18 protein-coding genes and 1 pseudogene are annotated in these 25,394 nt (G+C 55.7%); 9 read left to right on the top strand and 10 right to left on the bottom strand.

Translation table 11 applies throughout. The features are described from left to right. The first annotated feature begins 60 nt into the window (after window positions 1–60). The 3 genes from GS630_RS11185 (at window position 61) to GS630_RS11175 (ending at window position 6,117) form a co-directional block, all read left to right on the top strand. Window positions 61–2,334 (top strand): NADP-dependent malic enzyme, encoded by a 2,274-nt coding sequence (locus GS630_RS11185; RefSeq protein ID WP_171177583.1) that lies wholly within the window; start codon window positions 61–63, stop codon window positions 2,332–2,334. Window positions 2,335–2,702: 368 nt separating this feature from the next. Continuing rightward, window positions 2,703–4,592, top strand: a complete 1,890-nt coding sequence (gene prpE / locus GS630_RS11180; protein ID WP_171712026.1) for a propionate-CoA ligase PrpE — start codon at window positions 2,703–2,705, stop codon at window positions 4,590–4,592. A gap of 88 nt (window positions 4,593–4,680) precedes the next feature. Next, entirely contained in the window at window positions 4,681–6,117 is a 1,437-nt protein-coding gene (locus tag GS630_RS11175; RefSeq protein ID WP_171619728.1) for an amidase family protein, read from the top strand. A gap of 260 nt (window positions 6,118–6,377) precedes the next feature. Here GS630_RS11175 and GS630_RS11170 read toward each other — a convergent pair whose 3' ends face one another. Further along, window positions 6,378–7,139: an NAD kinase gene (locus GS630_RS11170; protein WP_171236476.1), complete on the bottom strand. Its 762-nt coding sequence runs from the start codon at window positions 7,137–7,139 to the stop codon at window positions 6,378–6,380. 167 nt (window positions 7,140–7,306) lie between these two features. Between GS630_RS11170 and glyA the strand changes: the two genes are divergently transcribed. Then, on the top strand, window positions 7,307–8,602 hold the full coding sequence (gene glyA, locus GS630_RS11165; protein ID WP_171619726.1) for a serine hydroxymethyltransferase: 1,296 nt from the start codon (window positions 7,307–7,309) through the stop codon (window positions 8,600–8,602). 150 nt (window positions 8,603–8,752) lie between these two features. Here the strand turns inward: glyA and GS630_RS11160 are convergent, their stop codons facing one another. Further along, window positions 8,753–9,127 carry a hypothetical protein gene (locus GS630_RS11160; protein ID WP_171177594.1) on the bottom strand — a complete coding sequence of 125 codons (375 nt, stop codon included), beginning with the start codon at window positions 9,125–9,127 and terminating at the stop codon, window positions 8,753–8,755. Window positions 9,128–9,217: 90 nt separating this feature from the next. Here GS630_RS11160 and GS630_RS11155 point away from each other — a divergent pair, with 90 nt between their 5' ends. Next, window positions 9,218–9,976, top strand: coding sequence for an alpha/beta fold hydrolase (locus tag GS630_RS11155; RefSeq protein ID WP_171177596.1), 759 nt, complete (start codon window positions 9,218–9,220; stop codon window positions 9,974–9,976). Here GS630_RS11155 and GS630_RS11150 read toward each other — a convergent pair whose 3' ends face one another. The 6 genes from GS630_RS11150 to GS630_RS11125 form a co-directional block, all read right to left on the bottom strand. Beyond that, the gene (locus GS630_RS11150; protein WP_171177598.1) at window positions 9,977–10,162 is read right to left on the bottom strand and encodes a hypothetical protein; all 186 of its coding nucleotides are present in this window, start codon (window positions 10,160–10,162) and stop codon (window positions 9,977–9,979) included. It abuts the gene before it with no gap. Window positions 10,163–10,254: 92 nt separating this feature from the next. Beyond that, a complete protein-coding gene (locus GS630_RS11145) occupies window positions 10,255–10,632 on the bottom strand; it encodes a rhodanese-like domain-containing protein (RefSeq protein WP_171177600.1) in 378 nt (125 codons plus the stop codon). Window positions 10,633–10,710: 78 nt separating this feature from the next. Then, complete coding sequence (locus GS630_RS11140) at window positions 10,711–12,063, bottom strand: HlyD family type I secretion periplasmic adaptor subunit (RefSeq protein ID WP_171238220.1); 1,353 nt, start codon at window positions 12,061–12,063, stop codon at window positions 10,711–10,713. 2 nt (window positions 12,064–12,065) lie between these two features. Further along, window positions 12,066–13,970 (bottom strand): type I secretion system permease/ATPase, encoded by a 1,905-nt coding sequence (locus GS630_RS11135; protein ID WP_371809088.1) that lies wholly within the window; start codon window positions 13,968–13,970, stop codon window positions 12,066–12,068. A 356-nt stretch (window positions 13,971–14,326) separates the two neighbouring features. Further along, a complete protein-coding gene (locus tag GS630_RS11130; protein WP_171712024.1) occupies window positions 14,327–16,282 on the bottom strand; it encodes a type I secretion protein in 1,956 nt (651 codons plus the stop codon). Between the two features lie 133 nt (window positions 16,283–16,415). After that, window positions 16,416–18,722, bottom strand: coding sequence for a hypothetical protein (locus GS630_RS11125; protein ID WP_171712022.1), 2,307 nt, complete (start codon window positions 18,720–18,722; stop codon window positions 16,416–16,418). 596 nt (window positions 18,723–19,318) lie between these two features. Here GS630_RS11125 and GS630_RS11120 point away from each other — a divergent pair. Both GS630_RS11120 and GS630_RS11115 read left to right on the top strand, forming a co-directional pair. Then, window positions 19,319–20,071 carry a response regulator transcription factor gene (locus GS630_RS11120; RefSeq protein ID WP_171177609.1) on the top strand — a complete coding sequence of 251 codons (753 nt, stop codon included), beginning with the start codon at window positions 19,319–19,321 and terminating at the stop codon, window positions 20,069–20,071. Further along, window positions 20,064–20,561 (top strand): hypothetical protein, encoded by a 498-nt coding sequence (locus GS630_RS11115; protein WP_209509581.1) that lies wholly within the window; start codon window positions 20,064–20,066, stop codon window positions 20,559–20,561. Before GS630_RS11120 ends, GS630_RS11115 begins: the two co-directional genes overlap by 8 nt. A gap of 341 nt (window positions 20,562–20,902) precedes the next feature. Here GS630_RS11115 and GS630_RS11110 read toward each other — a convergent pair. Then, window positions 20,903–21,046 (bottom strand): annotated as a pseudogene (locus tag GS630_RS11110) (IS3 family transposase); the annotation flags it as partial. A gap of 635 nt (window positions 21,047–21,681) precedes the next feature. Here GS630_RS11110 and GS630_RS11105 point away from each other — a divergent pair. Beyond that, window positions 21,682–22,611: an autotransporter domain-containing protein gene (locus GS630_RS11105; RefSeq protein ID WP_171619718.1), complete on the top strand. Its 930-nt coding sequence runs from the start codon at window positions 21,682–21,684 to the stop codon at window positions 22,609–22,611. A 442-nt stretch (window positions 22,612–23,053) separates the two neighbouring features. Here the strand turns inward: GS630_RS11105 and GS630_RS11100 are convergent, their stop codons facing one another. Further along, entirely contained in the window at window positions 23,054–24,031 is a 978-nt protein-coding gene (locus GS630_RS11100) for a serine hydrolase (RefSeq protein ID WP_171712021.1), read from the bottom strand. A 204-nt stretch (window positions 24,032–24,235) separates the two neighbouring features. Here GS630_RS11100 and GS630_RS11095 point away from each other — a divergent pair, with 204 nt between their 5' ends. Beyond that, entirely contained in the window at window positions 24,236–25,216 is a 981-nt protein-coding gene (locus GS630_RS11095) for a hypothetical protein (RefSeq protein ID WP_171238214.1), read from the top strand. Window positions 25,217–25,394: the final 178 nt, after the last annotated feature.

Here is a 25,394-nt window from a genome sequence, read left to right as displayed (position 1 = left end):
AGCCAAGCTAAAAGAAATAGTTTAAGGTTAAATTATATTTCCCAGGGAGAAGAAACGCCAATGTCCGACACCCCTAGCCTGCGACAGGCTTCGCTTGATTATCATGCCCATCCCAAACCCGGAAAGCTTGAGATCAAGGCGACCAAGCCGATGGCCAACGGGCGCGATCTGGCCCGCGCCTACTCGCCCGGCGTGGCCGAGGCCAGCCTTGAGATCAAGGCAGATGCAGCAAATGCAGAACGCTACACCGCACGCGGCAATCTGGTTGCGGTAGTGTCCAACGGCACAGCGGTTCTGGGGCTGGGCAATATCGGGGCGCTTGCGTCCAAGCCGGTGATGGAGGGCAAGGCCGTCCTGTTCAAAAAATTCGCAGGCATCGATTGCTTTGATATCGAAGTCGACCAACCAGACCCTGAAAAACTGGCGGATATCGTCTGCGCGCTTGAACCAACATTTGGCGCAATCAACCTGGAAGACATCAAGGCCCCCGATTGTTTCATCGTCGAAAAGCTCTGCCGTGAGCGCATGAACATTCCTGTGTTCCATGACGACCAGCATGGGACCGCCATTGTCGTTGGGGCCGCTGCCAAAAACGCCCTGCACGTGGCCGGAAAGTCCTTTGACACCATTAAGGTTGTCTCGACCGGAGGTGGAGCTGCGGGGATTGCCTGCCTGAACATGCTGGTGAAACTGGGTGTCAAGCGCGAGAACATCTGGTTATGCGACATTCATGGGCTTGTCTATGAAGGCCGCGCCGAGGATATGAACCCGCAGAAATCCCAGTTCGCCCAGAACTCGGATCTGCGGACATTGGATGAGGTCATCGGAGAAGCAGACCTGTTTCTCGGCCTCAGCGGTCCGAATGTCCTTAAACCCGAGATGGTTGCAAAAATGGCCAGCCGTCCGATAATTTTTGCGTTGGCCAACCCGACGCCGGAAATCCTGCCACAGGCCGCGCGCGACGTTGCCCCAGACGCGATCATAGCCACGGGTCGCAGCGATTTTCCAAATCAAGTCAACAATGTACTGTGTTTTCCCTTTATCTTCCGAGGCGCGCTGGATGTGGGCGCGACCGAGATCAATGATGAGATGCAGATCGCCTGCGTTGACGGCATCGCGGAAATGGCACGCGCGACAACAAGCGCAGAAGCCGCGGCCGCTTATAAAGGTGAACAACTGACTTTTGGCCCGGATTACCTGATCCCCAAACCTTTCGACCCTCGTTTGGTTGGGGTCGTTTCATCATCCGTGGCCAAGGCCGCCATGGAAAGCGGTGTCGCCAAACGACCAATCGAAGATTTTGAGGCATACAAAGAAAAGCTGAACCAGACCGTTTTCAAATCCGCCCTACTGATGCGCCCTGTGTTCGAGGCCGCTGCGGTCGCATCCCGCCGGATCGTTTTTGCCGAAGGCGAGGATGAACGCGTGCTGCGCGCCTCGCAAGCCATCCTGGAAGAGACAACAGAGACACCAATCCTGATCGGACGCCCGGAAGTGATCGAAGCGCGCTGTGAAAAGCTGGGCCTGACAATACGCCCTGGAACGGATTGCCAGATCGTAAACCCGGAAAACGATCCGCGCTATTACGATTACTGGAACTCGTACCATCAGATCATGCAGCGCCGCGGCGTGACACCGGATCTGGCCAAGGCAATCATGCGCACCAACACCACCGCGATCGGCGCCATTATGGTGCATCGCGGTGAAGCGGACAGTCTGATCTGCGGTACATTCGGCGAGTATCGCTGGCACCTGAATTATGTCGAACAGGTTTTGGACGATGGCGACCTGCGTCCGCATGGTGCGTTGTCCCTGATGATTTTGGAAGACGGGCCCCTGTTCATTGCCGACACCCATGTTCGTCAATTGCCCACCCCTGAAGAGCTGGCCGAAACCACCATTGGTGCGGCACGGCACGTGCGCCGGTTCGGGATCGAGCCCAAAATTGCATTCTGTTCGCAATCCCAATTCGGCAATCAAGCCGAAGGGTCCGGCAAACGGCTGCGTGCGGCGCTGAACATTCTGGATCAACAGCCGCGTGATTTCGTGTACGAGGGTGAAATGAACCTGGATGCCGCTTTGGACGGAGACCTTCGGGCGCGCATTTTCCCGGCTTCGCGTCTTGAAGGCGCAGCAAATGTGCTGATCTTCGCTCATGCGGACGCTGCCAGCGGGGTGCGCAATATCCTTAAGATGAAAGCTGATGGAATCGAAGTTGGCCCCATTCTGATGGGCATGGGCAACAAAGCTCATATTGTAACGCCGTCGATCACCGCGCGCGGCTTGCTGAATATGGCTGCCATCGCTGGCACTCCGGTTGCGCATTACGGCTGAGCAATCGCAATGATAACCCGGACCGCACTCTGGAATGGGGTGCGGTTTACCAGCAATTTACGAATGGCCGATAACTTGTGGCCGTCTAAAGGTTGTTCTGTCGGCAGTAGTCAAACGCGCTTAACACTTCGAGTTTTGTTGAGTCGTAGCCCGTTCCTGTTTTTGCAGCGCAGGGTTTGCAGATTTGCAAACTCGACCTTGAGATCTTTGTTTCCCGCTGGCAGAAAAGGGGTTTGCAAAACTTTGCAGCCTCTTCAGCGGTTTCCTGCAAATATTTTGCGATAAACTGACGCGTCGCCATTTGACACGCTTGCCCGAAAGTTTTCTGGGTCCTAACACAATATTCAAGTCGTTGTGAGGAGAACGAGATGGCGTATCAGGACGTTTATGACAGCTGGAAAACTGACCCCGAAGCGTTCTGGATGGACGCCGCCAAAGGGATCGACTGGGTAAAAGAACCCAGCAAAGCGTTGTTCGACGACAATGCCCCACTGTATGAATGGTTCAGCGACGCGCGGGTAAATACGTGCTGGAACGCGGTAGACCGTCACGTGGAAAACGGTCGCGGAGAGCAAACGGCCATCATCTATGACAGCCCCATCACTCATACCAAGCGCGAGATTTCGTATGTTGAGCTACGCAACCGTGTGGCCAACCTTGCCGGTGCGCTGCGAGCCAAAGGTGTCGAGAAAGGTGATCGCGTCATCATCTATATGCCGATGATCCCCGAGGCGCTTGAGGCAATGTTGGCCTGTGCACGACTGGGCGCGGTGCATTCGGTTGTGTTCGGCGGGTTTGCCAGTAACGAATTGGCCGTTCGTATTGATGACGCCAAACCCAAAGCGATCATCGCCGCGTCGTGCGGGATGGAGCCCGGTCGCGTGGTGCACTATAAACCTCTGCTGGACGGCGCGATCGACCTGGCTGATCACAAGCCAGAATTCTGCGTAATATTCCAGCGTGAACAAGAGGTTGCTCAACTGATTGAAGGACGCGACTTCAACTGGCACGGTTTTCAATACGGCGTTGAACCTGCAGAATGCGTACCGGTCGATGGTAACGATCCGGCCTATATCCTTTACACCTCTGGCACCACGGGTGCGCCCAAGGGTGTTGTGCGCCCCACTGCCGGACATCTGGTGGCGCTGAACTGGTCGATGAAGAACATCTACAACGTCGATCCAGGCGATGTGTTCTGGGCGGCATCCGATGTGGGCTGGGTCGTAGGACATTCGTATATCTGCTACGCACCGCTCATCCATGGGAACACAACCATCGTTTTCGAAGGAAAACCGGTTGGCACCCCCGACGCTGGCACCTTCTGGCGCGTGATATCAGAGCATAAGGTCAAAAGCTTTTTCACCGCACCCACGGCGATCCGCGCCGTAAAACGAGAAGACCCAAAGGGTGAACTGATCGCCAAATACGACCTGTCGCATTTGCGCGCCCTGTATCTGGCAGGCGAACGTGCCGATCCCGATACGATTATTTGGGCGCAAAATGCGCTGAACGTTCCTGTGATCGACCATTGGTGGCAAACCGAAACCGGTTGGGCCATCGCTGGCAATCCCCTGGGCATCGAAGAACTGCCGATCAAGCTGGGCTCACCCGCCAAACCGATGCCGGGCTATGACGTGCAAATTCTGGACGAAGGCGGCCACCCGATGAAAGCGGGAGAACTGGGCGCCATTGCGGTCAAGCTGCCGTTGCCTCCGGGCACGCTGCCGACCCTCTGGAACGCAGAGGAACGGTTCAAGAAATCCTATCTGGAGCACTTCCCCGGTTACTATGAAACGGGCGATGCAGGCATGATCGACGAGGACGGATACCTCTATATCATGGCGCGAACTGATGATGTCATCAACGTGGCGGGTCATCGCCTTTCGACCGGCGGGATGGAAGAGGTTCTGGCCGCCCACCCAGACGTGGCCGAATGTGCTGTGATCGGTGTATCGGATCAGTTGAAGGGTCAGATGCCTGTCGGGTTCCTATGCCTGAATGCCGGCGCCGACCGGGACCACGGTGATGTGGTTCAGGAGGTCATCAAGATGGTGCGCGAAAAGATCGGCCCCGTTGCAGCCTTCAAATTGGCTGTGATCGTCGACAGGTTGCCCAAGACCCGTTCGGGCAAGATCCTGCGCGGCACGATGGTTTCGATTGCTGACGGTCAGGACTATAAATTGCCCGCCACCATCGACGATCCTGCCATCCTTGATGAAATCAAGGACGCCTTACAAACAATCGGTTACGCAAAGTGATCTTGGGGCGGCGCAGGCCGCCCTTTTCACGTCTGCCCTTGCAACCGGAACAAAGCCCCCTACTGTCGCTGTAACACAGTGAGGGCCCATGACAGATTCCGACATCTGGCGTCTCAGCGCCACAGACTTGACCACCCTGACGCGACGCGGTGATCTAAGTGCGACTGAGGTTGTACAGGCTTCGATTGACCGGATGGATGCAGTCAACCCCGACCTGAATGCCGTGGTCGAAGATCTGCGCGCAGAGGCGTTGGAACGTGCACATTGCTTGGATAACGCCCGTGCAAGCGGGCGACCAAGCGGAGCACTGCATGGTGTACCGGTCACGATAAAAGTGAATGTGGATCAGAAAGGTCACGCCACCACCAACGGCGTCGTGGCATTGAAGGACGTCATCGCGCCGGATGACGCACCGGTTGTCCGTAATCTGCATAAGGCCGGGGCCATTGTAATCGGGCGAACCAATACACCAGAATTTTCGTTTCGGGCCGATACGGACAACGCGCTTTACGGGCGCACACATAACCCATGGGGCAGCCATATCTCACCCGGTGGATCATCGGGCGGAGCGGGCGCGGCCGTGATGGCAGGTATCGGGGCGCTGGCCCATGGCAATGATATCGGCGGCAGCCTGCGCTTTCCCGCAGCTGCCAATGGGGCGGTCACAGTGAAACCAGGGCTGGGGCGTGTTCCCGCCTGGAACCCAAGCCAAAAGGTCGAGCGCGGCTTGTTGGCCCAATCAATGTCTGTTCAGGGCCTGATTACACGGACGGCAGCGGATTTACACCTTTCGATGCCCAGCCTGATCTCGGCAGACGCGCGCGACCCATTCCATGTGCCAATGCCTTGGCGCGGTGAATCCCCGGCTGGTCCGATCAAGGTGGCATTCACAAAAAACACTTTTGGCTATGCTCTGCATCCCGAAGTTGAAAAGGCCCTTGATACGGCCCGCGACGCATTGGTTGATGCTGGCTATGCCGTAGATGAGGTCGATCCGCCGGACGTTTTCGAATGTGGGCGGGTCGGTTATCGCGCACTTATGGGCGAAGTGCTGACCCTGATGAAATCGGATATCGAAGCGGCCGGTTCGCAAACCATCCAAGAGATTTTCAACGTCTACTTTCAGGAATTCCCGCCGATCGTCGAAACCGAGCTGGTAAAAATGCTGGCCAAACGCAGCCACTACGCGCGCGAATGGTCGCTGTTCATGCAAGATTATCCGCTGGTTTTGTCACCCTTCTTGCCGCAGCCCTTCTTCAAGCCCGACCGCGATACGGAAGGGGCTGAAGGCGTGCATGAGGTTCTGGGCTGCGCGGTGTATTCTTACGCGATGAACTTCCTGGGGCTTCCGGCAGCCTGCGTACCCGCGCACTTGGCCGATCTGCCGAAGGGGCCACAACCGATTAATGTTCAAATTGCAGCGCAGCGATGGCGCGAAGATCTGGCGGTAGACGCCGCTGCGGCAATCGAAGCCCGCGTGGGTCAAATGTGCACCGCGCTTTGGGATCAAATGAAAAGCGTATAATTGGCCCCAAAAAGAAATAGACCTCGGGTCATTGTGCCCGAGGTCCAACTGCTAAAATAAGCCCGGAAATCTGATGACGAGCGTAGCACCACCCACCCTCGCCAGCGCAAAATTTGCACAATCATTCGAAAACGCCGTTCAGGTGGCCACTCACTCCCACCTTGGCGTGTTCTCCAGGCAAGTTGAGATTACTAAAACGGCAATCAATTCCATGTGAACTGGTTCACATAAACCGAAAAAAAGTGCACGGCGGCCAGCTTTTATGTGAATTGCTCAGAAATCAGGCGTTCTTCGAGCCCGTGGCCCGGATCAAATAGAATGCGGTGGGCTATTGCCGGCTCCGACCTGATCTCGACCCAGTCGATGTCCGGGAAAGAAATGGAATCGGCATCCGCCATGACCGGGCGCTTTTCGGCATCAAGAACGTCGAATCGAACCTTTGCGATCTTGGGCAGCAGCGCGCCACGCCAACGGCGGGGACGGAACGCGGCAATCGCAGTCAACGCCAAAACGTCCGAACCAATTGGCAGGATCGGCCCGTGTGCCGAATAGTTGTAGGCCGTCGATCCGGCGGGTGTCGACAGCAGGGCTCCATCGCACACCAGTTCCGACATCCGCACGCGACCGTCAACGCTGATCTTCAGCCTTGCAGCCTGTGGGCCAGCCCGCAGCAGCGACACTTCGTTGATGGCCAGCGCCTCGTGCAACTTGCCTGATTGATCCATTGCGCGCATCGCCAGCGGATTGATAACCTCTTCTTCGGCATCCTCGAGACGCGCGATCAGGTCGTCTTCGTGGTATTCGTTCATCAAAAAGCCGATCGTGCCCCGGTTCATACCGTATACCGGTGTGTCGAGATGCTGCATGTTGTGCAGGGTGTGCAACATGAAGCCATCCCCGCCGAGAGCAACCACAACATCTGCGTCGCGCGGTGCAGCGTTTCCGTGTTTAGCCACCAGAGCATCCCGGGCCGTCTGCGCCACTTTGACCTCACTGGCAAGAAAGGCGATTCTCTTTTTCATATTTTACGGTTTCCGGTCCTACGCATTTGGTTCCGAAACAAACATACCTTTCCCCAATAGGCCAGTCTTGACGCGCCAGCTTAGAAATTCGTCGCTTTAAGCCTTTTGGAGAAGCAACGTTTCCGATAGGAAATCCGCAAGATTTCACCCAGCCATGTGGAGCGCCCATGAACGCCAATCTTCGTGACACCGGATTTTTCACCCAATCCCTGTCTGACCGCGACCCTGAGCTTTTTGGCTCGATCACGTCGGAACTGGGCCGTCAGCGCGACGAGATCGAGTTGATTGCTTCCGAGAACATCGTCTCTGCCGCCGTAATGGAAGCGCAGGGTTCGGTGATGACCAACAAATATGCCGAAGGCTATCCCGGTCGGCGCTATTATGGCGGTTGCCAGTTCGTCGACATCGCCGAAAACCTGGCCATCGACCGCGCCAAGCAGCTCTTTGGCTGTGAATTTGCCAACGTGCAGCCCAACTCGGGCAGCCAGGCCAACCAGGGTGTGTTCCAGGCGCTGATCAAGCCCGGCGACACCATTTTAGGCATGAGCCTGGATGCGGGCGGCCACCTGACCCACGGCGCGGCCCCGAACCAATCGGGCAAGTGGTTCAACGCGGTGCATTACGGCGTGCGCAAGCAGGACAACCTGATCGACTATGACCAGATAGAGGCGCTGGCGAAAGAGCACCAGCCCAAGCTGATCATCGCCGGCGGCTCGGCCATCCCGCGCACCATCGACTTTGCCCGCATGCGCGAGATCGCCGATATGGTCGGTGCCTATCTGCACGTGGACATGGCCCATATCGCCGGTCTGATCGCGGCAGGCGAGCATCCCAGCCCCTTCCCGCACGCGCATGTGGCCACAACGACCACGCACAAGACCCTGCGCGGCCCGCGCGGCGGCATGATCTTGACCAATGACGAGGCGATCGCCAAGAAAGTGAACTCGGCCATCTTCCCCGGCATTCAGGGCGGCCCGCTGATGCATGTGATCGCGGCCAAGGCCGTGGCCTTTGGCGAGGCGCTGCGCCCCGAGTTCAAGACCTATATCCAGCAGGTCATCACCAACGCGCAGGCGCTGTCGGATCAACTGATCAAGGGCGGTCTGGACACCGTGACCCACGGCACCGACACCCATGTGGTGCTGGTCGACCTGCGTCCCAAAGGCGTGAAGGGCAACGCGACCGAAAAAGCCCTGGGCCGGGCGCATATCACCTGCAACAAGAACGGCGTGCCTTTTGACCCCGAAAAGCCGACCGTGACATCGGGCATCCGTCTGGGCTCACCCGCCGGCACCACCCGCGGCTTTGGCGAGACCGAGTTCCGCCAGATCGCCGACTGGATCATCGAAGTGGTCGACGGCCTGGCCGCCAATGGCGAAGACGGAAACGCTGCCGTCGAAGCAAAGGTCAAAGCCGAAGTCGCAGAACTCTGCGCACGCTTCCCGATCTATACGAACTTGTAAGAAGTTCAGCATATCAGAAAACGGCGCCCCCGAGGCGCCGTTTTTTTTGTGATTATCCGCAGAACTACTGTGCGCGTCGCTGGTTCACTTGAGGGCCTTTTCAAGTCTTTTCTTCCCGCTGGGCTACAGTACGCAGCTTAAAACCCAAGATCAGATCAAGCCGCGCCACCACAGAAAGACCAGCAGCAGTGTCGTCAGGGCCAGCAGGTTAAAAGCCAAGCCACCAAGCATCCCCAGAAACCACCCCCATCTGCGGTCGGCCAGGTTGATCGCGCTGAGATGCCCCTGCACCACATCTGCTGCCCGGATCAGCTTGGGTGTGTCGAGAACCTGCCTCAGTTTCGGATGTGCCGCCATCGCCTCGGCTCGGGCCAGCACCATAGCCTGTTTGTAGACACGACGCGGTAAGCGCCGCTTGGCCTTTCGGATTGATGCCTCAAGGGTTTTGTCTCGCACGCCCAGCTTGGCACGCAACAAGGCCACGGTATCGGCGATCCGGGTCTGAATGTCTGGGTCTTGCGACATGGGTGGCCTCCTGCCGCGCAATCTAGCGGCTGGTTCGTAGACCTACAATGGGGGTGGTCGTCCGCGATGTGCGCGAGTATCACTCGGGTTATGCTAAATACGATTGTACATGGCGCACCAACCGCCCTTCCCCCACTCATCATTGCACATGGCCTGTATGGTTCTGCCCGCAACTGGGGTGTGATAGCCAAACGGCTATCGGACGAACGGCAAGTTGTGGCCGTGGATATGCGCAACCACGCCCGCAGCATGTGGAACCCGCAACACGACTATCCCCACCTGGCGCAGGACATCGCCGAAGTGATCGCACATATCGGCGGCAAGGCCGATGTGCTTGGGCATTCCATGGGTGGCAAAGCTGCGATGACCCTAGCGCTGCACCATGGGGCCTTGGTGAACAAACTGGTGGTCGCCGACATCGCGCCGGTAAAATACACGCACAGTCAAATCCAGTTCATCGAGGCCATGCAGGCGGTTGATTTTTCACGCATCGAACGCCGTTCGGACGCAGAACAACAACTGGCCGAACAGGGTGTTGAAAAAGCGTTGCAAAGCTTCTTTACGCAATCCCTGGACATCAATGGCAAACGTTGGTTGCTGAACCTGGATGTATTGGCGGACCAAATGCCTAATATCATGGGCTTTCCCGAGCTAACTGCATCATGGACCGGGCCTGCATTGTTCCTGTCCGGTGGTGCATCTGATTACGTCCTGCCAGAGCATCGCGACAAAATCCGCGCGCTGTTTCCCAGCGCACGGTTTGCCAAAATCCCAGGCGCTGGGCATTGGCTGCACGCCGAGAAACCGCGCGAGTTCGAAGCGGCCGTCAGAACGTTTCTGAATGCTTGATCAAGCGCCCTGATACAGCCGCTTGGCTACCATCCAAGACGCGGGCGCGGCAATCACGGCCCCTGCTGCTGCTGCCCCAACAATTGCGCTGACCGAAACCATCCCAGCAGTCAAAACTGCGATCACAGCCGAACCCGACAGGGCAGTTGCAATCAGTGAATACAGCATTGCGGCAAGACGAAACATGTCCGGATTTCCTTTAGGTAACTTCCGGCCATATATCATGCGATTCGAATGTGTTTTGCCTTGATTTGTGTCAGATGCAGAACGGTTTTGTATCAAGCCCCCACAAGTTCACCGCCCCCGTTTACCCAGTCCGCCAAGCCGCCAAGGTTGTAGACCTGTCGATATCCCATGTCTTTCAGCAGCTTGCCAGCCAACGCCGCTCGGCCCCCCGAGGCGCAATATAGAACGATAGGGCGATCTTTACGCAGTTCCGGGTCATGGGATTGCAACGTGTCATCAGCCCGGAATTCCAGCATTCCCCGTGAGATATGGTGCGCGCCTGCGGCGCGACCCGTGGCTTGCAGCTCTGCCGCGTCTCGAATGTCCAGCAGCAGCCCGCCCTGCTCAAGAATAGTCTTTGCCTGCGCGGTATCGATCCGCGCGACCACCGCATTAGCGGCCTCCATCATGTCTTTGACCGTCACCGGCATGTATCTTCTCCTTCACCTCACCGGCAAAGGGTAACATGCGGAATTTGGAAGGTGTAGAGGTGACCTGAAAGCCCTACCCTAATGCTCGCGAAACGCGCGTGACATACTGTCTGACACGGGCTTGGCGATATAAGCGGCAAAAGTTCGTTCTTCGGTCTGGATCATAATTTCGGCCGGCATCCCAGGCGTAGGAATAAAGCCACTGACCCGTTGCAACTCATCCGGTGTCAGAGAAATGCGCGCCAGATACACTTCCTGCGGACTGCCCGAGGTCTGTTCGGGCAAAGCGTCAGCAGAAATATAGAAAACCTCGCCATATAACACCGGAGTCGTGCGTTGGTTCAAAGCAATCAGACGGACCGAGGCAGTCTGCCCGGTTATTACGCTGTCGATTTCCGTGCGGGGAATCTGTGCCTCGATGATCAGGGGCGCATCGGCGGGCAAAATTTCGGCAATGGGTTCGCCGGTTTCAATAACACCACCCGGCGTGTGATAGTGCAATCGCACCACCGTACCGGTCACAGGGGCCCGAACTACGGCTCGCTCTAGAACGTTGCGCGCTTGACGAGACTTTTCGCGCACACTTTCCAGATCGGCCTCGATCACGCCCAGTTCATCCAGCGCAGCCTCGCGATAAGCAGATCGGGTGCGCGTGATCTGTTCTTCGTATTTCAGTAGCATCTGGTTGATCTCGGCTGCCTCAGCCTGCAACCGTGCTTGTTGCCCTTCAGCTTCGGCCTGAACGCGTCGGATCGCGTTGAGCTCTCCTTTGCGAACGAGACCTTTTTCGTAAAGCTGGCTTTTGGCCTCATATTCCTCATGCAAAATCTCGGCGCGCCGCACCATGCTGTCCAGCTGAGCCTCAAACCCACTTGACCGGATCTTCAGCGCCTCCATGTTCCTCTCAAGCAAGGCGACATCGTTCAGAAGCGTCTTGCGCGATACATCAAAGCTGAGCCTTTGCCCGTCCAGAATGGCCATGACTTCGACATCCTGGGAAGCTTCAAGAAGGTCCGTAGAAAAGACAAGGCGTTCGCGTTCACCATATTCCGCCAGCAACCGTTGGGTCATGGCTTGCAGGCGTATCTTGCGGATGAACAGTTCACGCTCGTTGGCCTGCGCCGAGGTTTGGTCCAACGTCATCAGCACTTGCCCGGCCTGAACCGACTGCCCCTCGACTACTTTAATTTCTTCGATGATCCCGCCCTCGAGATGTTGAACGATCTTGTTGCGACCGGTTGCAACAAAACTGCCCTGCGCAATCACCGCAGCCGCCAGAGGGGCGCTGAAGGACCAGACCCCGAAACCGCCAAAGCACACCAGCAGCATGACCAGTCCGATGGCAATCAGCCGGTTGATCGAGCGCGGAACCTCGGCATACCAAAGTTGAGGTTCGTCGGCAGAATTCTTCACAGGTACGAGGTCGTTCATGCTCAGCCCCCCTGCTGGCCTTCAATTCGGGTTTGTTTGCGCGGCGCGTTGATTTGTTGCAGAACCTGATCGCGTTGACCGAACAAGGCCACGCGCCCATCGGTCAGCAACATGATCTTGTCGACTACGTTCAACAGCGTCGGTTTCTGCGTGATGACAACTACGGTGATCTTGCTTTCGCGCGCCTGCTCAATCGCCCGGGCCAGCGCTTTGTCACCGGCAACATCGAGGTTCGAGTTTGGCTCATCCAGCACAACCATTCTCGGGTTGCCGAAGAACGCCCGCGCCAGCGCTATACGTTGCTTTTGCCCACCAGACAAAGGCGCGCCATCTGCGGCCACCACCGTCTCATACCCTTGCGGCAGGGTCGCGATCATGTTGTGAACATCGGCTAAAACGGCAGCATCGTGGATCTGTTCGTCGGTCGCATCTGCCCGCATCCGACCAATGTTGTCCTTGATCGTGCCGGGGAACAGTTGGACATCCTGCGGAAGGTAGCCGATGCTTTCCCCAAACTGGCGCGGATCCCAGTTGCGAATATCCATCAGGTCCAGCCGCACACTGCCCGAAGTGGGCAGGATAGACCCGACCAGTGTTTTCCCCAGCGTCGTCTTCCCCGCACCGGAATTGCCGATAATGGCCAACGTTTCTCCGGGTGTCAGCGAGAATGTGATCCCGTTCAAAACCACCCGTTTGGTCCCACCGGGCACATACAGCAAGCGTTCAACATCCAAGCGGCCTTCGGGACGCGGCAGGCGCAGCTTTTCGTATTGCAGGGCAGAGGTCGACAGCAAAGCCTTGATCCGCCCATATGCGCCGCGTGTCAGCAGATAGCTGTTCCAACCCTCGATCGAGCCTTCGATGGGCGCAAAGGCGCGCCCCGCAATGATCGAAGCGGCAATCACCATCCCGCCGGTGATCTCTCCTTGCAACGCCAGATAGGCACCCCACCCCAGAATACCGATTTGGGTTAGCAGCCTGACAGCGCGTGAAACCGCTGCGAAGATCACGTTGCGGTCCTGAGCGCGCACCTGCCAAGTCAAAGACTGAGCGGTGTCCCTGCCCCAGATCCGCACAGCTTCGGGGATCATGGCCAGCGCGTTGATGATCTGGCTGTTGCGTGACATCGAATCCAGATGCTGGTTCGCCAGCGACTGCGCCTTGTTGGCTTCGGCAAAGGGTTTGGCCGTCATTTTCTGGTTGATCAGGGCAATCGTCATCAAGAGCAGCGCGGTTACGACAACGATCATGCCCAACTGCGGATGCACCAGGAAAATCATCAGGATGAACAAGGGCGCGAAGGGGACGTCCAGGAACGAGATAAGAGTGCCCGAAACCAGAAAGCCACGTAGTTGCTGCAAATCGCCTAACGTCTGGTATTCGCGCCCGTTGCCATGCAGCGACGCATGGGCCGCCGCGCTGAGAACCGGCGCGCCCAAACGGGCTGCCACTTCGACCCCGGTGCGCATCAGCATGAAACGGCGTACCGCGTCGAAGGCTGACTGAAAGATCACCGCGCCCGCAACAATTGCGGTCAGCATGATCAATGTATCCAGAGACCGGCTGGTCAGAACGCGGTCACTGATCTGAAACAGGTATATCGGGATCGCCAGGATCAAAATGTTCGTGGCGCAAGTCAGAACCAGCACAAAAGCTAGGTTGCGCCAGATCGCGCGGATCGACACCCGCAGGGTGCGCTGAAAGTCCTCGGGCGGGGTGCGCTTGTGAAAGGCTTGGGGTGGCCCTTTGCCGTCTCCGCCACCAGTCTGATTTTGCGGCAGAGGTTGGTTTGCCTTGGCCTCGATCGTGGTGCCCATGCGGTTTTCGCCGGCCGCGCGCGCAGAGGGGGTCTTGCGCGCAGTCGTTTCCTCGGCGGTTACCTGACCAGGGCCATCAGCATCGGCCACCCCATTGCCGCCACCCGTCGGGTCTTTGTCATGCGCGGGTTGCGGCTTTGCACACTGATGGGGAGGATCAGCGCGCAGTTGTTCGCGTGAGTGGTCGTGATCTTCGGATTGCTTCAGTTTCTCAGGTTTCACTGACTGTTTTGCTTTCGGGTCCGACACGCGCATTTGCTTTGTCAGATGCAGACGCGGCGCAATTTTGGGCCCTGCGGGCGTGGCTTTCACCTTCTCACCAAGATTTTGGCTTTGCGGCCTTCCTCCGCCCTGCCTGTCCAAGGGGCTGGATAAGTACGGGCGGTGCGACGTAAATACGATCGACATCTACTAACCTTCTGGTCACTCGGTAAAAAACGAAAAAATCAAGCCAGCACGGTTTGCAGGCCATCGTCGTTGGTCGTGGTATCAGTTGTTGGAGCGGTCAAAGCCAACGCTGCATCAGGCTTCGCGACACTCATATCGCTCATGATTGCGGCGATGGCTTCATTGGTCATTGCCGTTATGTCTTCATTGGTGGGCATGTCGAGCAGACTGGCCTGATGCAGAAGCAGATCCGAGTACGCTCCGTTTGCGGCCATGATTGTCGAATCCACACCCATCTTGGTCACGCTTGCGCTGTTCAACAGGGCGTTGCTGCCAGCAACCACTTCTGTCTGGGATGCATCGGGGCCGGATAGCTCTATGTCGTCCTGATCCTGCACCACGGTTGTCTGTTCCACGACATTGACCTGCACCAAATCGCCGTCGATCTTGAGAACGCGTATTTGCTCCATCCCGGCGAAATCAGGATTATTCATCAAGGCATCCTCAAGCGCGGCTATGTCGTCATCAGCCAGCGCCATAGTGTCCGACATTTCTTGGGACATGTCCTGATAGGTGTCATCCCCTACCGTTTTGACAGAGGCTTCGTTCATCACGAGGTTTTCGTCGCCACCCGCTTCGTCTTCGTCCATTGCCGGGTCCATGCCGCCGCTAATGACATCGTCGTCAACCAACACGAGTGTCTGGTTTACAACGTCCACAGAGATCATGTTTCCGTCGATGATGATCACATCATAATAATTGCCCAGCTGAATAAGGTCCGAGACGTTGTACATCTCGTTGTCGCCCAGCGCATACATGGTTGACGAAGCAGAAATTTCGGTCTCGATTTGGTCGATATCCGTGGCATCGATATCCTGCTTGATGAAATTCGCGACGACCAGATCACCCTGAACATGGTCCACGATAACAATCGGTGCCGCAGCCGCAGCGCCAGATGATGCACCCAGCCAAGGTGCCGTTTTGGATTCGACCTCGATTTGCGAGGTCTGCACGATGTTTGTGCCACTGCCCGTTCCCGGCTCACCTTGATCCCAGTCGGAAACAACTGCGACCTGACTAATGGCCGTCAGGCTAACCGCCAGCCCTCCGACCGCGATGATTGGGGCATCCACCCAAGCCACAGTGGCCGCCATTGCATTGATCGCAACGTTGCCACCGGTCACAACAAGGTGCCCGTCATCAAATTCCGGGTCCTTTGACTGATCCCATTCTTCAGGATACGGCAGTTCAGCCGTGTTTTCCGTGTCATCGGGCTGATGATATTCGGGAAGCAGATCTTTCCATTCCGGAGCGTCCGTGACGTATTCGCCGTTGACGATCACACCCATCGCATCGTCGCCGTGGAATTGATGCACCGTTACGCCTTCAATGTCCGAGATCATCGGGTTCGCCATCTGATCGGCGAGTGCCGCGAGCATTTCGGTCGATTGGTAGTCCGCGAGTGAAAATGATGGCGCGGCAATGGCGTGAAGCGACAGAGCCATGTCTAGCATCTGCTCGCCCTGCACCATTAGCGCTTCGGGGTCTCGAAAATCTCCGTCGCCCACAACGTCATTGTCGCGCATGTAAACCGTCTGCACGGTAACGGTCACGGCCGATCCCAGCGGCACGGTTTCCGGTTGCAGAATGATCAGTTGGACAAAGGAAGACGGGCCTGTATCGCTTATTTCGTTTTCCGGCACATAACGCACAGGCTCTCCGGGACCGTCCAAAACAATCACCGCCTCTGACACCGGCCCAAGAGGTGCAGCCGGCAGCGGCATTTCGGGTTCAGAGGGTTGAAAACTGTAGGGCAGAGCTTTGTACTCGCCTGCCGGAATATCCAAGTCTGCCTTGATATGGATCGAGGCCGGATCGTCCAGCCCTTCGACTTCGGCTTTGCGCCTCAGCGCTGTGAATTCCTCGTACTGATCCCGCAACCGGGACTGTTCGATCGTAAGCTCAAATGTTCCAACAAAATGCGCTATCGTCTCGGAAATACTGTCAAGGGCCATGTCGGTTTTCCTTTACACCCGCACCGGCCAAAATTTCCGCTTTGGGTTCAGTTGGGCCGAGGCCGCGATGAACGGCCTCGGCAGGTTTCAAAAGACATACAGGGCCCGGAAATGCGGGCCCCGCTTTTGTGACTTAGGTGTCGGTGTCGTCGCTTGCGTACGAGGACGTCATCGAACCGCCAACCATGGTCGTATCAACCGAGTTGCCAAGTACATTGGCACCCATGACGATCGACTGGTTGAAGGCCGAGGTGTCGACAACCGCCGCAGCCGAGGCGTAGGATTCGCCGGTCACGATGCCATCGCCACCATTGTTTGCGCCCCAGTTGCCGCCCGAGCCGCCTGCGCCACCGTCACCCGAATAGGCTCCGGCTGCGCTGCCGCCCGTAATGGTGCCACCCATGGTGTCACCCGAGGTTGCGCTGCCCATCGAGGCTCCGCTGGTTCCGCCGTTTGCAGCAGACGCGCCACCGGCACCAGCATTCCCTGAATCAGCCGAACCCATTGCGTCACCGGATCCGGTCGAGGTCGAGTCGTTGTCGGAACTACCCGCGCCACCGTAACCGGCAATCGCTTCGGCCAAGCTGTCCGCCGCACCGTTTGTGTCCGCGTCTCCGAAGACATCCGCTGCACCGCCGCCGCCTGCAGTATTGGCTGCATCGGCAGATCCAGCTCCGTTGCCGCTGGAAGTAGACGTCGGAGTGGTGCTGCCACCTGCACCGCCGTCACCATCTGTAGCTGATGTTCCGGAACCCATCGCATCGGCCGCGCCGTCAGCCGCATTTGAACCGCCGTCACCGCCGCTGCCATCCGTTGCTTGCGAATTGCTGGCTGAACCGTTCACATCGCCTGGGCTTTGATCAATATCCGGACCACTTGCCGATTGATCGCCAACACCCTGGGCGTCGGAATCTGCATCTGCAGTGCCACCCGAACCATCGCCGCCCGAGCCATCGCCAGCCGTTCCGTCACCACCAGAGCCGTCTCCTCCGGTTCCGTCGCCGCCGGTTCCGTCACCGCCTTCGCCAGGTTCGGCATCAATCATGCCCAGCTGTTCCTGCAACTCCATGATCGCAGCTTCAAGCATCGCGGCAAAGCCACCTTCGCCATCACCGCCGGTTCCGTCACCACCGGTTCCGTCACCACCAGTGCCATCACCGCCGGTTCCGTCACCGCCTGTGCCATCACCGCCGTCACCATCAGCAGAACTGTCCGCACCACTGTCTGCAGTGCCATCCGCCGTGTTGTCGCCTGCCGAGGCGTCATTGGCTTCAGTGTCGCTGTCGCTGCTGTTCGAAGCTGAACCTTCTGTCGCAGCACTGCCGTCACCACCATCAGCTCCGGACGCATCCGTTGCGTTATCCGCTGTACCGGTACCGGTGCCGGTGGAATCGGAATCGCTGTCTCCACCGTCGGCGTTACCTGAAGAGCTTGCACCGGACAGACCCAGACCCAGACCCAGACCAAACGAATCCGCGCTACCACCAGCGCCACCGGTTCCATCACCGTCTACGCTTGTGCTGCCGTCGTTGTCCGACGAGGCCGAGCCGTCAGCATCTCCGCCATTGCCACCCGAGCTATCGCCGGTCGAGCTGGCATCGGATGTACCCATACCCATACTTGCGTTGGACGCGTCACCCGAAGACCCACCGTCACCGCCTGCCGAATCCGCATCGGCGCTGCCGGTGTCTCCACCTGCGGCCCACGCGTGGCTGCCAAGCGTTGACGAGTTTGCCGAACCGCCTACTGTGGTTCCACCGTCACCCGATGTTCCGCCATCTGCATTCGCCCGGATACCTTCTGCAGCCGTGGCTGTGCCGCCATTGGCGTCGCCGTTCTGGTAGAAACCTGAATTGTTCGCAACGCTCGCTGACTCCAGCGTGTCGTCATCGCTCAGGCTGGCAACCTGGTTGTTAACTGATGACATCGCGGTGCCCGCACCATCCATTGAGATGTCCAGATTCATGTCATCGCCGGGATCATAGTTCAGATTACGGCCTGCGGTGATCACATCGCCAACTGTCGCGGAATCCCCAAGATCCAGATCAACTTGATCATCGTCGCGCGGAATCCACTCGCCACCACCAAAATCGATATTGATGGCGTTGTTGTTGGAGTTGTCGTTGCTGTCGTCACCGGCATCCAGCGACTGAGACTGGTCTTGTCCCTGACCCTGATCCTGACCTTGGCCTTGGTCCTGACCCTGATCCTGGCCTTGGTCTTGTCCCTGACCTTGATCCTGGCCTTGACCTTGGTCTTGACCCTGACCTTGATCATTCGAGTTGTCGACATTCTGGTCTTGCTGCTGTTGTTGCGCTGTCAGATCGGCCTCGACAAAGGCTTCTTCTACAGGGATCTCAACATTGACCGGTGCATCCAGATTTTCGACGTTAATTTCATCGACGGTCGTTACGTTTGTATTATTTACATTACGTCTCATGACAAATTCCCATTTCTGGAACGCCAGACCGCCATTCATCTACAAAGCGGTATCAGGCGCGGTTGAAACAAAAAAGCACACACAGCGAAAAAGACGCTGAATGCGGTATTCGTTTTCTTACTCTGGGCCACCTCCTTTCCCGGCCAAGCCGAAAACGTGACCCTCCAAATCAAAGCAAAAATACGCTGAGGGCGATCACGTCAGGGATAGTCACTTCTGAAATTGAAGCCCGCCCATGTTTGCAGCGACCCCGATTCGCGCCTAGCTAGTGAAAAGTTCTGACAAGTTTATTTTATTGTTTTTATTGTATTTTTTACAAAAACAATCTCAGCCAGCACATAGCCGGGGCAAAAGTTCTAGACGGAGATACTGACAAAAAATAAACACAATTGTTTCCGCCGGTTACACAAAAGAGACCGCAAAATCCTAAACGAAAGTTCTATGAATCCCAGTGTGGGCTTGCGCCATCAGGTTGTAGGCATTCAAGATTCGAGTTATAATAAAAGGACTATAATTTATTGATTAGTTAACGTTTTTTACTCGTTCCATTTTTTAAGAATCAAATTCCAGTTACGCCTGTTTTGTAGGGGGCAATAATGAGTAAGTCTTTGCAGAATGAAACTGCCACTCAGGGCAATTATTCCGAAGATTTGTCGATCGTCTTTGTCGGAAAAGAATTGTTCTATTCCAACCAAACACTCAGAAGCGTTCAAACCGAATTTGGCGTCCGCGCCGAACGCTTTGAATCCCTCGAAGCGATGAGCGCGAATGCGCAAAACAGCAACAAGATCATAGTTGTCGACCAGATGATGATCGAAGATCTGCTGTCGCGTCCCGACGTCTACACCAATTGTACAGGCTCGGGCTGTATTGCATTTGCCTATCGTAAGGAAGGTTTGGCGCGTCGCCTGTTTCAGCAGTGGGATCGGGCCCGGTTGGGTGAGATCGGTTTTCTACCTATGAATGTTGCACCGGATGCCTGGCGCGCGATCCTCAGACTGCTGATGCATGAAGAATTGTACTTGCCCAGCTTTCTGGCCGATTGTGTACAAGTTACCCCCCAGAACCCGACACCGGCAGCTGTACATTCGCCCCCAGTCACACAAAATGGTACCGATCTGAATTCACGCTACGCCAAGCTGACGCGCCGCGAGAAACAGGTGCTGCAATTGGTCTCGCAAGGCAAAAGCAACAAGCTGATCGCAGCCAAGCTGGGCATCACCGAACATACGGTTAAGCTGCACATGCACAATGTCGTCGGCAAGATTGGCGTCAACAACCGAACTGCAGCAGCTCATTTCTATTTCGAGGTCGCACCTCATGCGGTGCAGCAGCCCGCCCTTGACTGACACGTTCGAAACCCGGTTCGACCGCCTGATCTTATTGGTTGGTAGGTTGAACTATATGTGGACCAACACCGAAAGCCTGTTGATCCATCTGATAGCTGGCCTAACAGGGGCATCCAAAGACGTCTCCGTCATCATCTTTCTAACTCTGAACACCACCCGTGCCCGAATTGATTTGGTCGAACGCTTGGCCAAGATGGAGGGGCGTCCGCCACAAATCCGCGACCCGATCCTTGCGCATACGCAGCGTCTGACAAAGCTGTCGGGCATCCGCAACAAATACAATCATTGTATCTATTCCTTCGACCCCGAAAGCGGTAATCCAAAGACCATCCTGATGCGCATCGCGGATCGCAAAACCGACATCAAACTCGGCCGCGAAGACACAGTAGACGATAAAGCCCTGCGCGAGATCGAAGGGGTTGTTGATCAGTTGTCTGCGGCAAACAGAGACATTTGGAAGTTAATCCAGGATCTTGGGTATCCGGTCTAGATCAGACAGGTATGATCGGTTTCAGAGCAACGATCGAACTATAACAATAAAAAATGAAATTTGCGTGGTATGTGTGGCAAGCACTGCGTTGATATTTTCACGAACTGATTAAACTTGTAAACCACTGTATCTGAACATTTTTCTACTCCAGATTGTATAGAAACGAGTAAACACGCCGCCAACCAGCCCGACAAAAGTTTGAGACAGACAAATGACGGCTACCTGGCTACTTTTCCTCGCGACTAAAAGCCTTCTGTTGGGGCAAGCGCATCCAGTAGGTCGGAGTACCCTGGTGGCAGCAATGGCTTGAGGAAGAACATCGTCGGTTCCATTGGCAGAGCGTCAGCGATGCTCTCCTCGCCACGCAAACCCTCCAGCACAATGCGGATCTTCTCCTCCGCAGAATGATGCTTGCGCGTCTTGCGGCGAATGTCCTTGACGACCCGTTCAGGCGTCGGTTTGTCTGTTCCAGCTTTCCGTCTCATCTTCACTCCTTAACGGTTCAGATGAGCCAGAAACCTTCCGTTATGCAAATCCTTCAATCAGGCCTACAGGTGCTGATGTCAGACATCCCAGAGGTATCTATGGCCGACACAAGAAAGCAACGTGTGTATTGGGCTGGTGTTCTAGCGCTGGGGGCAGATCCAATTTCGGAACGTTAGCGTCAGCGGCTTGAGACGGAGAACAGCCAAGCGGCGCATCCTCATGCAGTAGTGGGCCGATTATGCGACCCAGACTGAGGCAAAGGTCGTGCAGCTTCGCGGTTAGATCGGTGGCGGCTCGGTTCGTTTACGGAGCAATTTTAATGCACTCTGGGGGCAAGACCTAGAAACAAGCATTTTCAACTGCAGTTTCACACGAATCTGCGGACGTTCGACAAAATTTGTGCTGCGACTGAATTGCGGACAAAGCTGTCGTTTGCTTCGGCAACGATCAATCGGGGAGATCAACCCATCAACCCAGAAAGAACTCGAACGGGTTTTCTCAAGGCGTCACAAACCAGGCAAAATTGACTAACAACAAAATATTTACAGCAAAAGGCGCGGTATTCTTGTTCTTGTAGTGCTAAGATGAAGAGATATCGCTTGGTCTTCTTTTTTCTGGTAAATGAGCCAATACCTTGAGACGAATTCTTGCTTTCGCTGCACTATCGGCTGCAAATACGACCAGTCCAACCTTTGCTCAAAGTATAAACCCTGATGCCTCCGAGGCCGCTGCACAAGCGGCTTTGTCTGTCTTGAGTATCGCCGCCACCCCAAATGAGACTTTATCCTCGTTTTCTTTTCTTGATGCTTCCGGAGGTACCAAAAGTCTACGCTCGACCCAGCTGCGAGGAGGATACAAGCCATTTGAAAACGGACTTTATTTAGAGGGTCTTGTTGCCTACCAAAAGTACAACCCGGTAATCTTCTTCCCGGGGATCGCTACCGGCACTGAGTTGGATGTAACTTGGTCGAGCGTGGCAGCAACGGTTGGCGTCGGCTGGGAGTTTCCATTGATAAACGAGTGGAAGATTCGGCCGGTCGGACATCTCTCACTTGGCCAAGTGACTGCAGATGCCATTTTTGCCGACTTTCGACTGCTGGGCCCGAGATCTAACTCCAACGAACTGATCGATGGGAATTTAAACGCATTCGGGATCGGCGCTTCACTTGGCATTTTCCGAGAGGCGCAATTTGGGCCGTGGCAAGTGGAATACCGCTTCCGTCAAACATTCTTGGAATTTAACCCGATCAATGAGCCGCAGGCTGGGAACGCAAGTGCGAGTTCCAATCAAACAACCTTGTTCTCACGTCATCGCTATCCGCTGGACAACGTCAGACTTTTCGAACTCCCAACGCAACTTGTTCTGGATGCCGGTGTAGTGCTGTATCACGGTGACAGCGCAACCGTTCTTGATACCGATTGGCTAGCAACGGCTGGTTTCGGACTTGAGATTGATACTCGCTTGACCGGCCTACCGGCCGTTCGAGCGGGACGCTTAATGTTAAACGGTATAGTTGCCGAAGAATTTTCCGGTTTTTCGATAGGCTTCGGTCTACGGTTCTAAGTCGAGGCTGCTCTTGCCTGACAATAACAATTAAGCTCAATTTCGTTTTGAACCGCCACTTGCGATTGTGCTGAGTAGAAAAATGACCGAATTGGGTTCAATGCAGGCGTTCGCATAATCGGGGCGGATGCCCACTTTGCAGGGCTGAGCAGACTATTCATTGAGTTCTTACAGCCTTGGTCAAAATTGGCTGCAAGGGCCATTCGGTAATAGGTTTTCTGGAAAGAATTTTTAATAACAAGCCCGAGTTGGAGGAGACAGTCCGGCGAGCCCTATCCAAACTGGGAATGACTGTGTTGTCGACGTGGCCAGTAAATTCGGCGTCAATTTCCTCAACCAGATGAGTCTGGATCAAGGTATTTCGACGACTTGAATGCTTTACGCGCCCGCTTCGGACATTGACCGTTACAGCGCACTCTAGGGTTTTCAAAAAGTGCTTTATCTAATTGGCGTTCAGGATCGGACCATCCAACAATCTGACCAATTCTCCAAAATACCCTCCAGAACGCGCCGGATGCGTAGGATCAGATGTAATTGCGACAGCAAGGTTTCGATCAGGAGGGGCCGCTATGATTTGACCCCCATACCCACGCGCCAACTCATATCCTGAAGGGGACAGAAACCAGCCATAGCCGTAATCCAATCCAGAGAAAGGCGAACGGCCGTGTGGCTTGGTCGATTCCAAGACCCAACGCTCAGGAATGATTTGCCTGTTGGCAAAAGCCCCGCGGTCCCGAAGCAACACCGCGATCTTCAACATCGACCTCGGCGTAATCGCCATCTCATTCCCACCCAAGTAGTAACCCTGTGGATCCTTCGTCCAAGCAGGTATCTCGATACCAAGCGGTGCACCCAGCCTCTCACGCGTCAATCTCAAAAGACTTAGGCCGGTCGCCACAGTCAATGCTGCGCCAAGCAGATGGGTCGATCCGGTAGAATAGAGCATCTGTTGTCCTGGCTCTGCAACCATGGGTCGTGTCAAAGCATCCGCTATCCAGTTGGGAGAGTTGACCCATTCTCCGTAGTTGCTGCCAGAGGTTCTTTCGAGCCCTGCCCGCAGTGTCACCAGATCTTCCATTGTAATGCTCTCAGAACCGGGTGTGGCATTGGCGGGCAAGAGTTGCGGAGCGACCTCCTGCAAGGTGGCATTCACAGACGGGATTTCCTGCCGGTCGATCGCCGTCCCAAGCAACAAAGCCACAATGCTTTTCGAACAAGACTTTATATTCGCTGGTTTATCCAGGCCTGCACCCTGTCGAGCCTGAGCAAAAATGACGTCGTCTCCGCGTTGAATTTGAAGTGAATGCAACTGCTGAAGATCGCTGATTGCATCATTCAGCGCCACCGTTTGTCCCCGTCCAATATACGGCGCACAAATTGCGGTTGTCGTTACCAACAGGAGCTTTCGACGTGTGATCATGGCAGTCATTTGGAAGCAAATATCCGAATGTCCAGTTACTAAAGCAACATCAAAGCTTTTTTGTCCAAGATGCTCAAAATGCCTCCCAAAACGAACACCGGGATTTCAGGCAACAGAAAGCTTCGTCACACACTTGGCCGGCATTCTCGGGCGTAAGAACTGTGGTAGGCTGACCTTGAGGACATTCTAGCAGGAGATCTCCCGTTGCTACAGAATTCACTCCGTCTCACACTCTCTGCCGCGGCAATTGCCATCTCGGTAGGCTTCTTGCCGGACCGCGTCGAAGCATTTTCGCAAGATATCCCAGCGTGGTTACAAAAACACGTGGGAACAGGTGATGGGCAAATCGCACCAATTGTTCTGAACAGGGCGCGTGCGCTTTACATCGAGAAAGTACGACGAGGCGAAGTAAAGAACCCCTGCTACCTTGCCAAGGATGCAACCCGCCCCAGCACTGCAAGAAACGGCAATCCGGGCAAGCGGTTTTACGTCATTTGCGAGTCACAAAAGTCCTTCCGAGCGGTTTCGTCCGGCTATGGCAATGGCAGAAAACTAAAGAACGCCAATTTTTCGAATGGTCGGCAATGCGCGAAGAACTTCAGCAATGCAGAAGGATCTAAACTTACCGCCGGCGGTGCCTATGTGACGGCTGAAACCCGCACGTCGTTCAAAGGTTATTACAGTCACTCCGGCAAAACGCAGCCGTTCTACCGCACTTTTCTTTTGTTCGATGGGGAAGGAGAAACGAGCAATGCTCGGGAGCGCGCCATCGGAGGCCATCCAGCTGTCTTCCTTAAGTGGCAATGTAGATTCAAGAATCCTAGAAGCACACATGCAGACAACGACGGCTATGTCCCCTACGGAAAACTTGTGAACTATACGGGTGGTCGTAGCAATGGTTGCACAACCTGGTCTCAGTCCGCCTCAAAAGAGATTTTGGCACTTGTTGAGGGGAACCCGACGACGCTCTACATCTACCCAGAATCCAAAGACATAAACGCTGTCGCCAAGGCGGTAAAAAAAGGAAAATCACTGTCTCGAGCTGGAGTTTATTGGAACGCAGTTTGCCTACAAGCAATTGGCGCCCCAAAGTTCTGGCCCAAAAGCAGCCTCCAACCGATTATAAATAATTGGAGAGCATCCTTGCGCAAACAGCCGCCATTGGAGTTACCTATCTGCAATTAATCTGCACAGCAGACCCTGGGCGCGCTACCCCTCAAGCATTTCTGTTAAGGGCTCAAATTAGTCTTTCGCCGCGCTTTGCTCGAACGTCCGATGCGGCTCTTGCGTTCAGGCATGTATCAACGCTCGGCAACGGCCGTTAGCGGATCGGCTTAGCCGCTTGGGATCCAAAATAACCAAT

It is taken from the genome of Ruegeria sp. HKCCD7303 (genome assembly GCF_013111185.1).
In the GTDB taxonomy this organism is placed as follows: Bacteria; Pseudomonadota; Alphaproteobacteria; order Rhodobacterales; family Rhodobacteraceae; genus Ruegeria.
Note: the sequence above shows the minus strand (reverse complement) of the source record. Positions and strands in the feature narration are given on the sequence as shown.

What these genes read in the sequence shown, in the direction of transcription:
- GS630_RS11185 (WP_171177583.1), top strand. Translation starts at nt 61, where the DNA reads ATGTCCGACACCCCTAGCCTGCGACAGGCTTCGCTTGATTATCATGCC.
- prpE (WP_171712026.1), top strand. Translation starts at nt 2,703, where the DNA reads ATGGCGTATCAGGACGTTTATGACAGCTGGAAAACTGACCCCGAAGCG.
- GS630_RS11175 (WP_171619728.1), top strand. Translation starts at nt 4,681, where the DNA reads ATGACAGATTCCGACATCTGGCGTCTCAGCGCCACAGACTTGACCACC.
- GS630_RS11170 (WP_171236476.1), bottom strand. Translation starts at nt 7,139, where the DNA reads ATGAAAAAGAGAATCGCCTTTCTTGCCAGTGAGGTCAAAGTGGCGCAG.
- glyA (WP_171619726.1), top strand. Translation starts at nt 7,307, where the DNA reads ATGAACGCCAATCTTCGTGACACCGGATTTTTCACCCAATCCCTGTCT.
- GS630_RS11160 (WP_171177594.1), bottom strand. Translation starts at nt 9,127, where the DNA reads ATGTCGCAAGACCCAGACATTCAGACCCGGATCGCCGATACCGTGGCC.
- GS630_RS11155 (WP_171177596.1), top strand. Translation starts at nt 9,218, where the DNA reads ATGCTAAATACGATTGTACATGGCGCACCAACCGCCCTTCCCCCACTC.
- GS630_RS11150 (WP_171177598.1), bottom strand. Translation starts at nt 10,162, where the DNA reads ATGTTTCGTCTTGCCGCAATGCTGTATTCACTGATTGCAACTGCCCTG.
- GS630_RS11145 (WP_171177600.1), bottom strand. Translation starts at nt 10,632, where the DNA reads ATGCCGGTGACGGTCAAAGACATGATGGAGGCCGCTAATGCGGTGGTC.
- GS630_RS11140 (WP_171238220.1), bottom strand. Translation starts at nt 12,063, where the DNA reads ATGAACGACCTCGTACCTGTGAAGAATTCTGCCGACGAACCTCAACTT.
- GS630_RS11130 (WP_171712024.1), bottom strand. Translation starts at nt 16,282, where the DNA reads ATGGCCCTTGACAGTATTTCCGAGACGATAGCGCATTTTGTTGGAACA.
- GS630_RS11125 (WP_171712022.1), bottom strand. Translation starts at nt 18,722, where the DNA reads ATGAGACGTAATGTAAATAATACAAACGTAACGACCGTCGATGAAATT.
- GS630_RS11120 (WP_171177609.1), top strand. Translation starts at nt 19,319, where the DNA reads ATGAGTAAGTCTTTGCAGAATGAAACTGCCACTCAGGGCAATTATTCC.
- GS630_RS11100 (WP_171712021.1), bottom strand. Translation starts at nt 24,031, where the DNA reads ATGATCACACGTCGAAAGCTCCTGTTGGTAACGACAACCGCAATTTGT.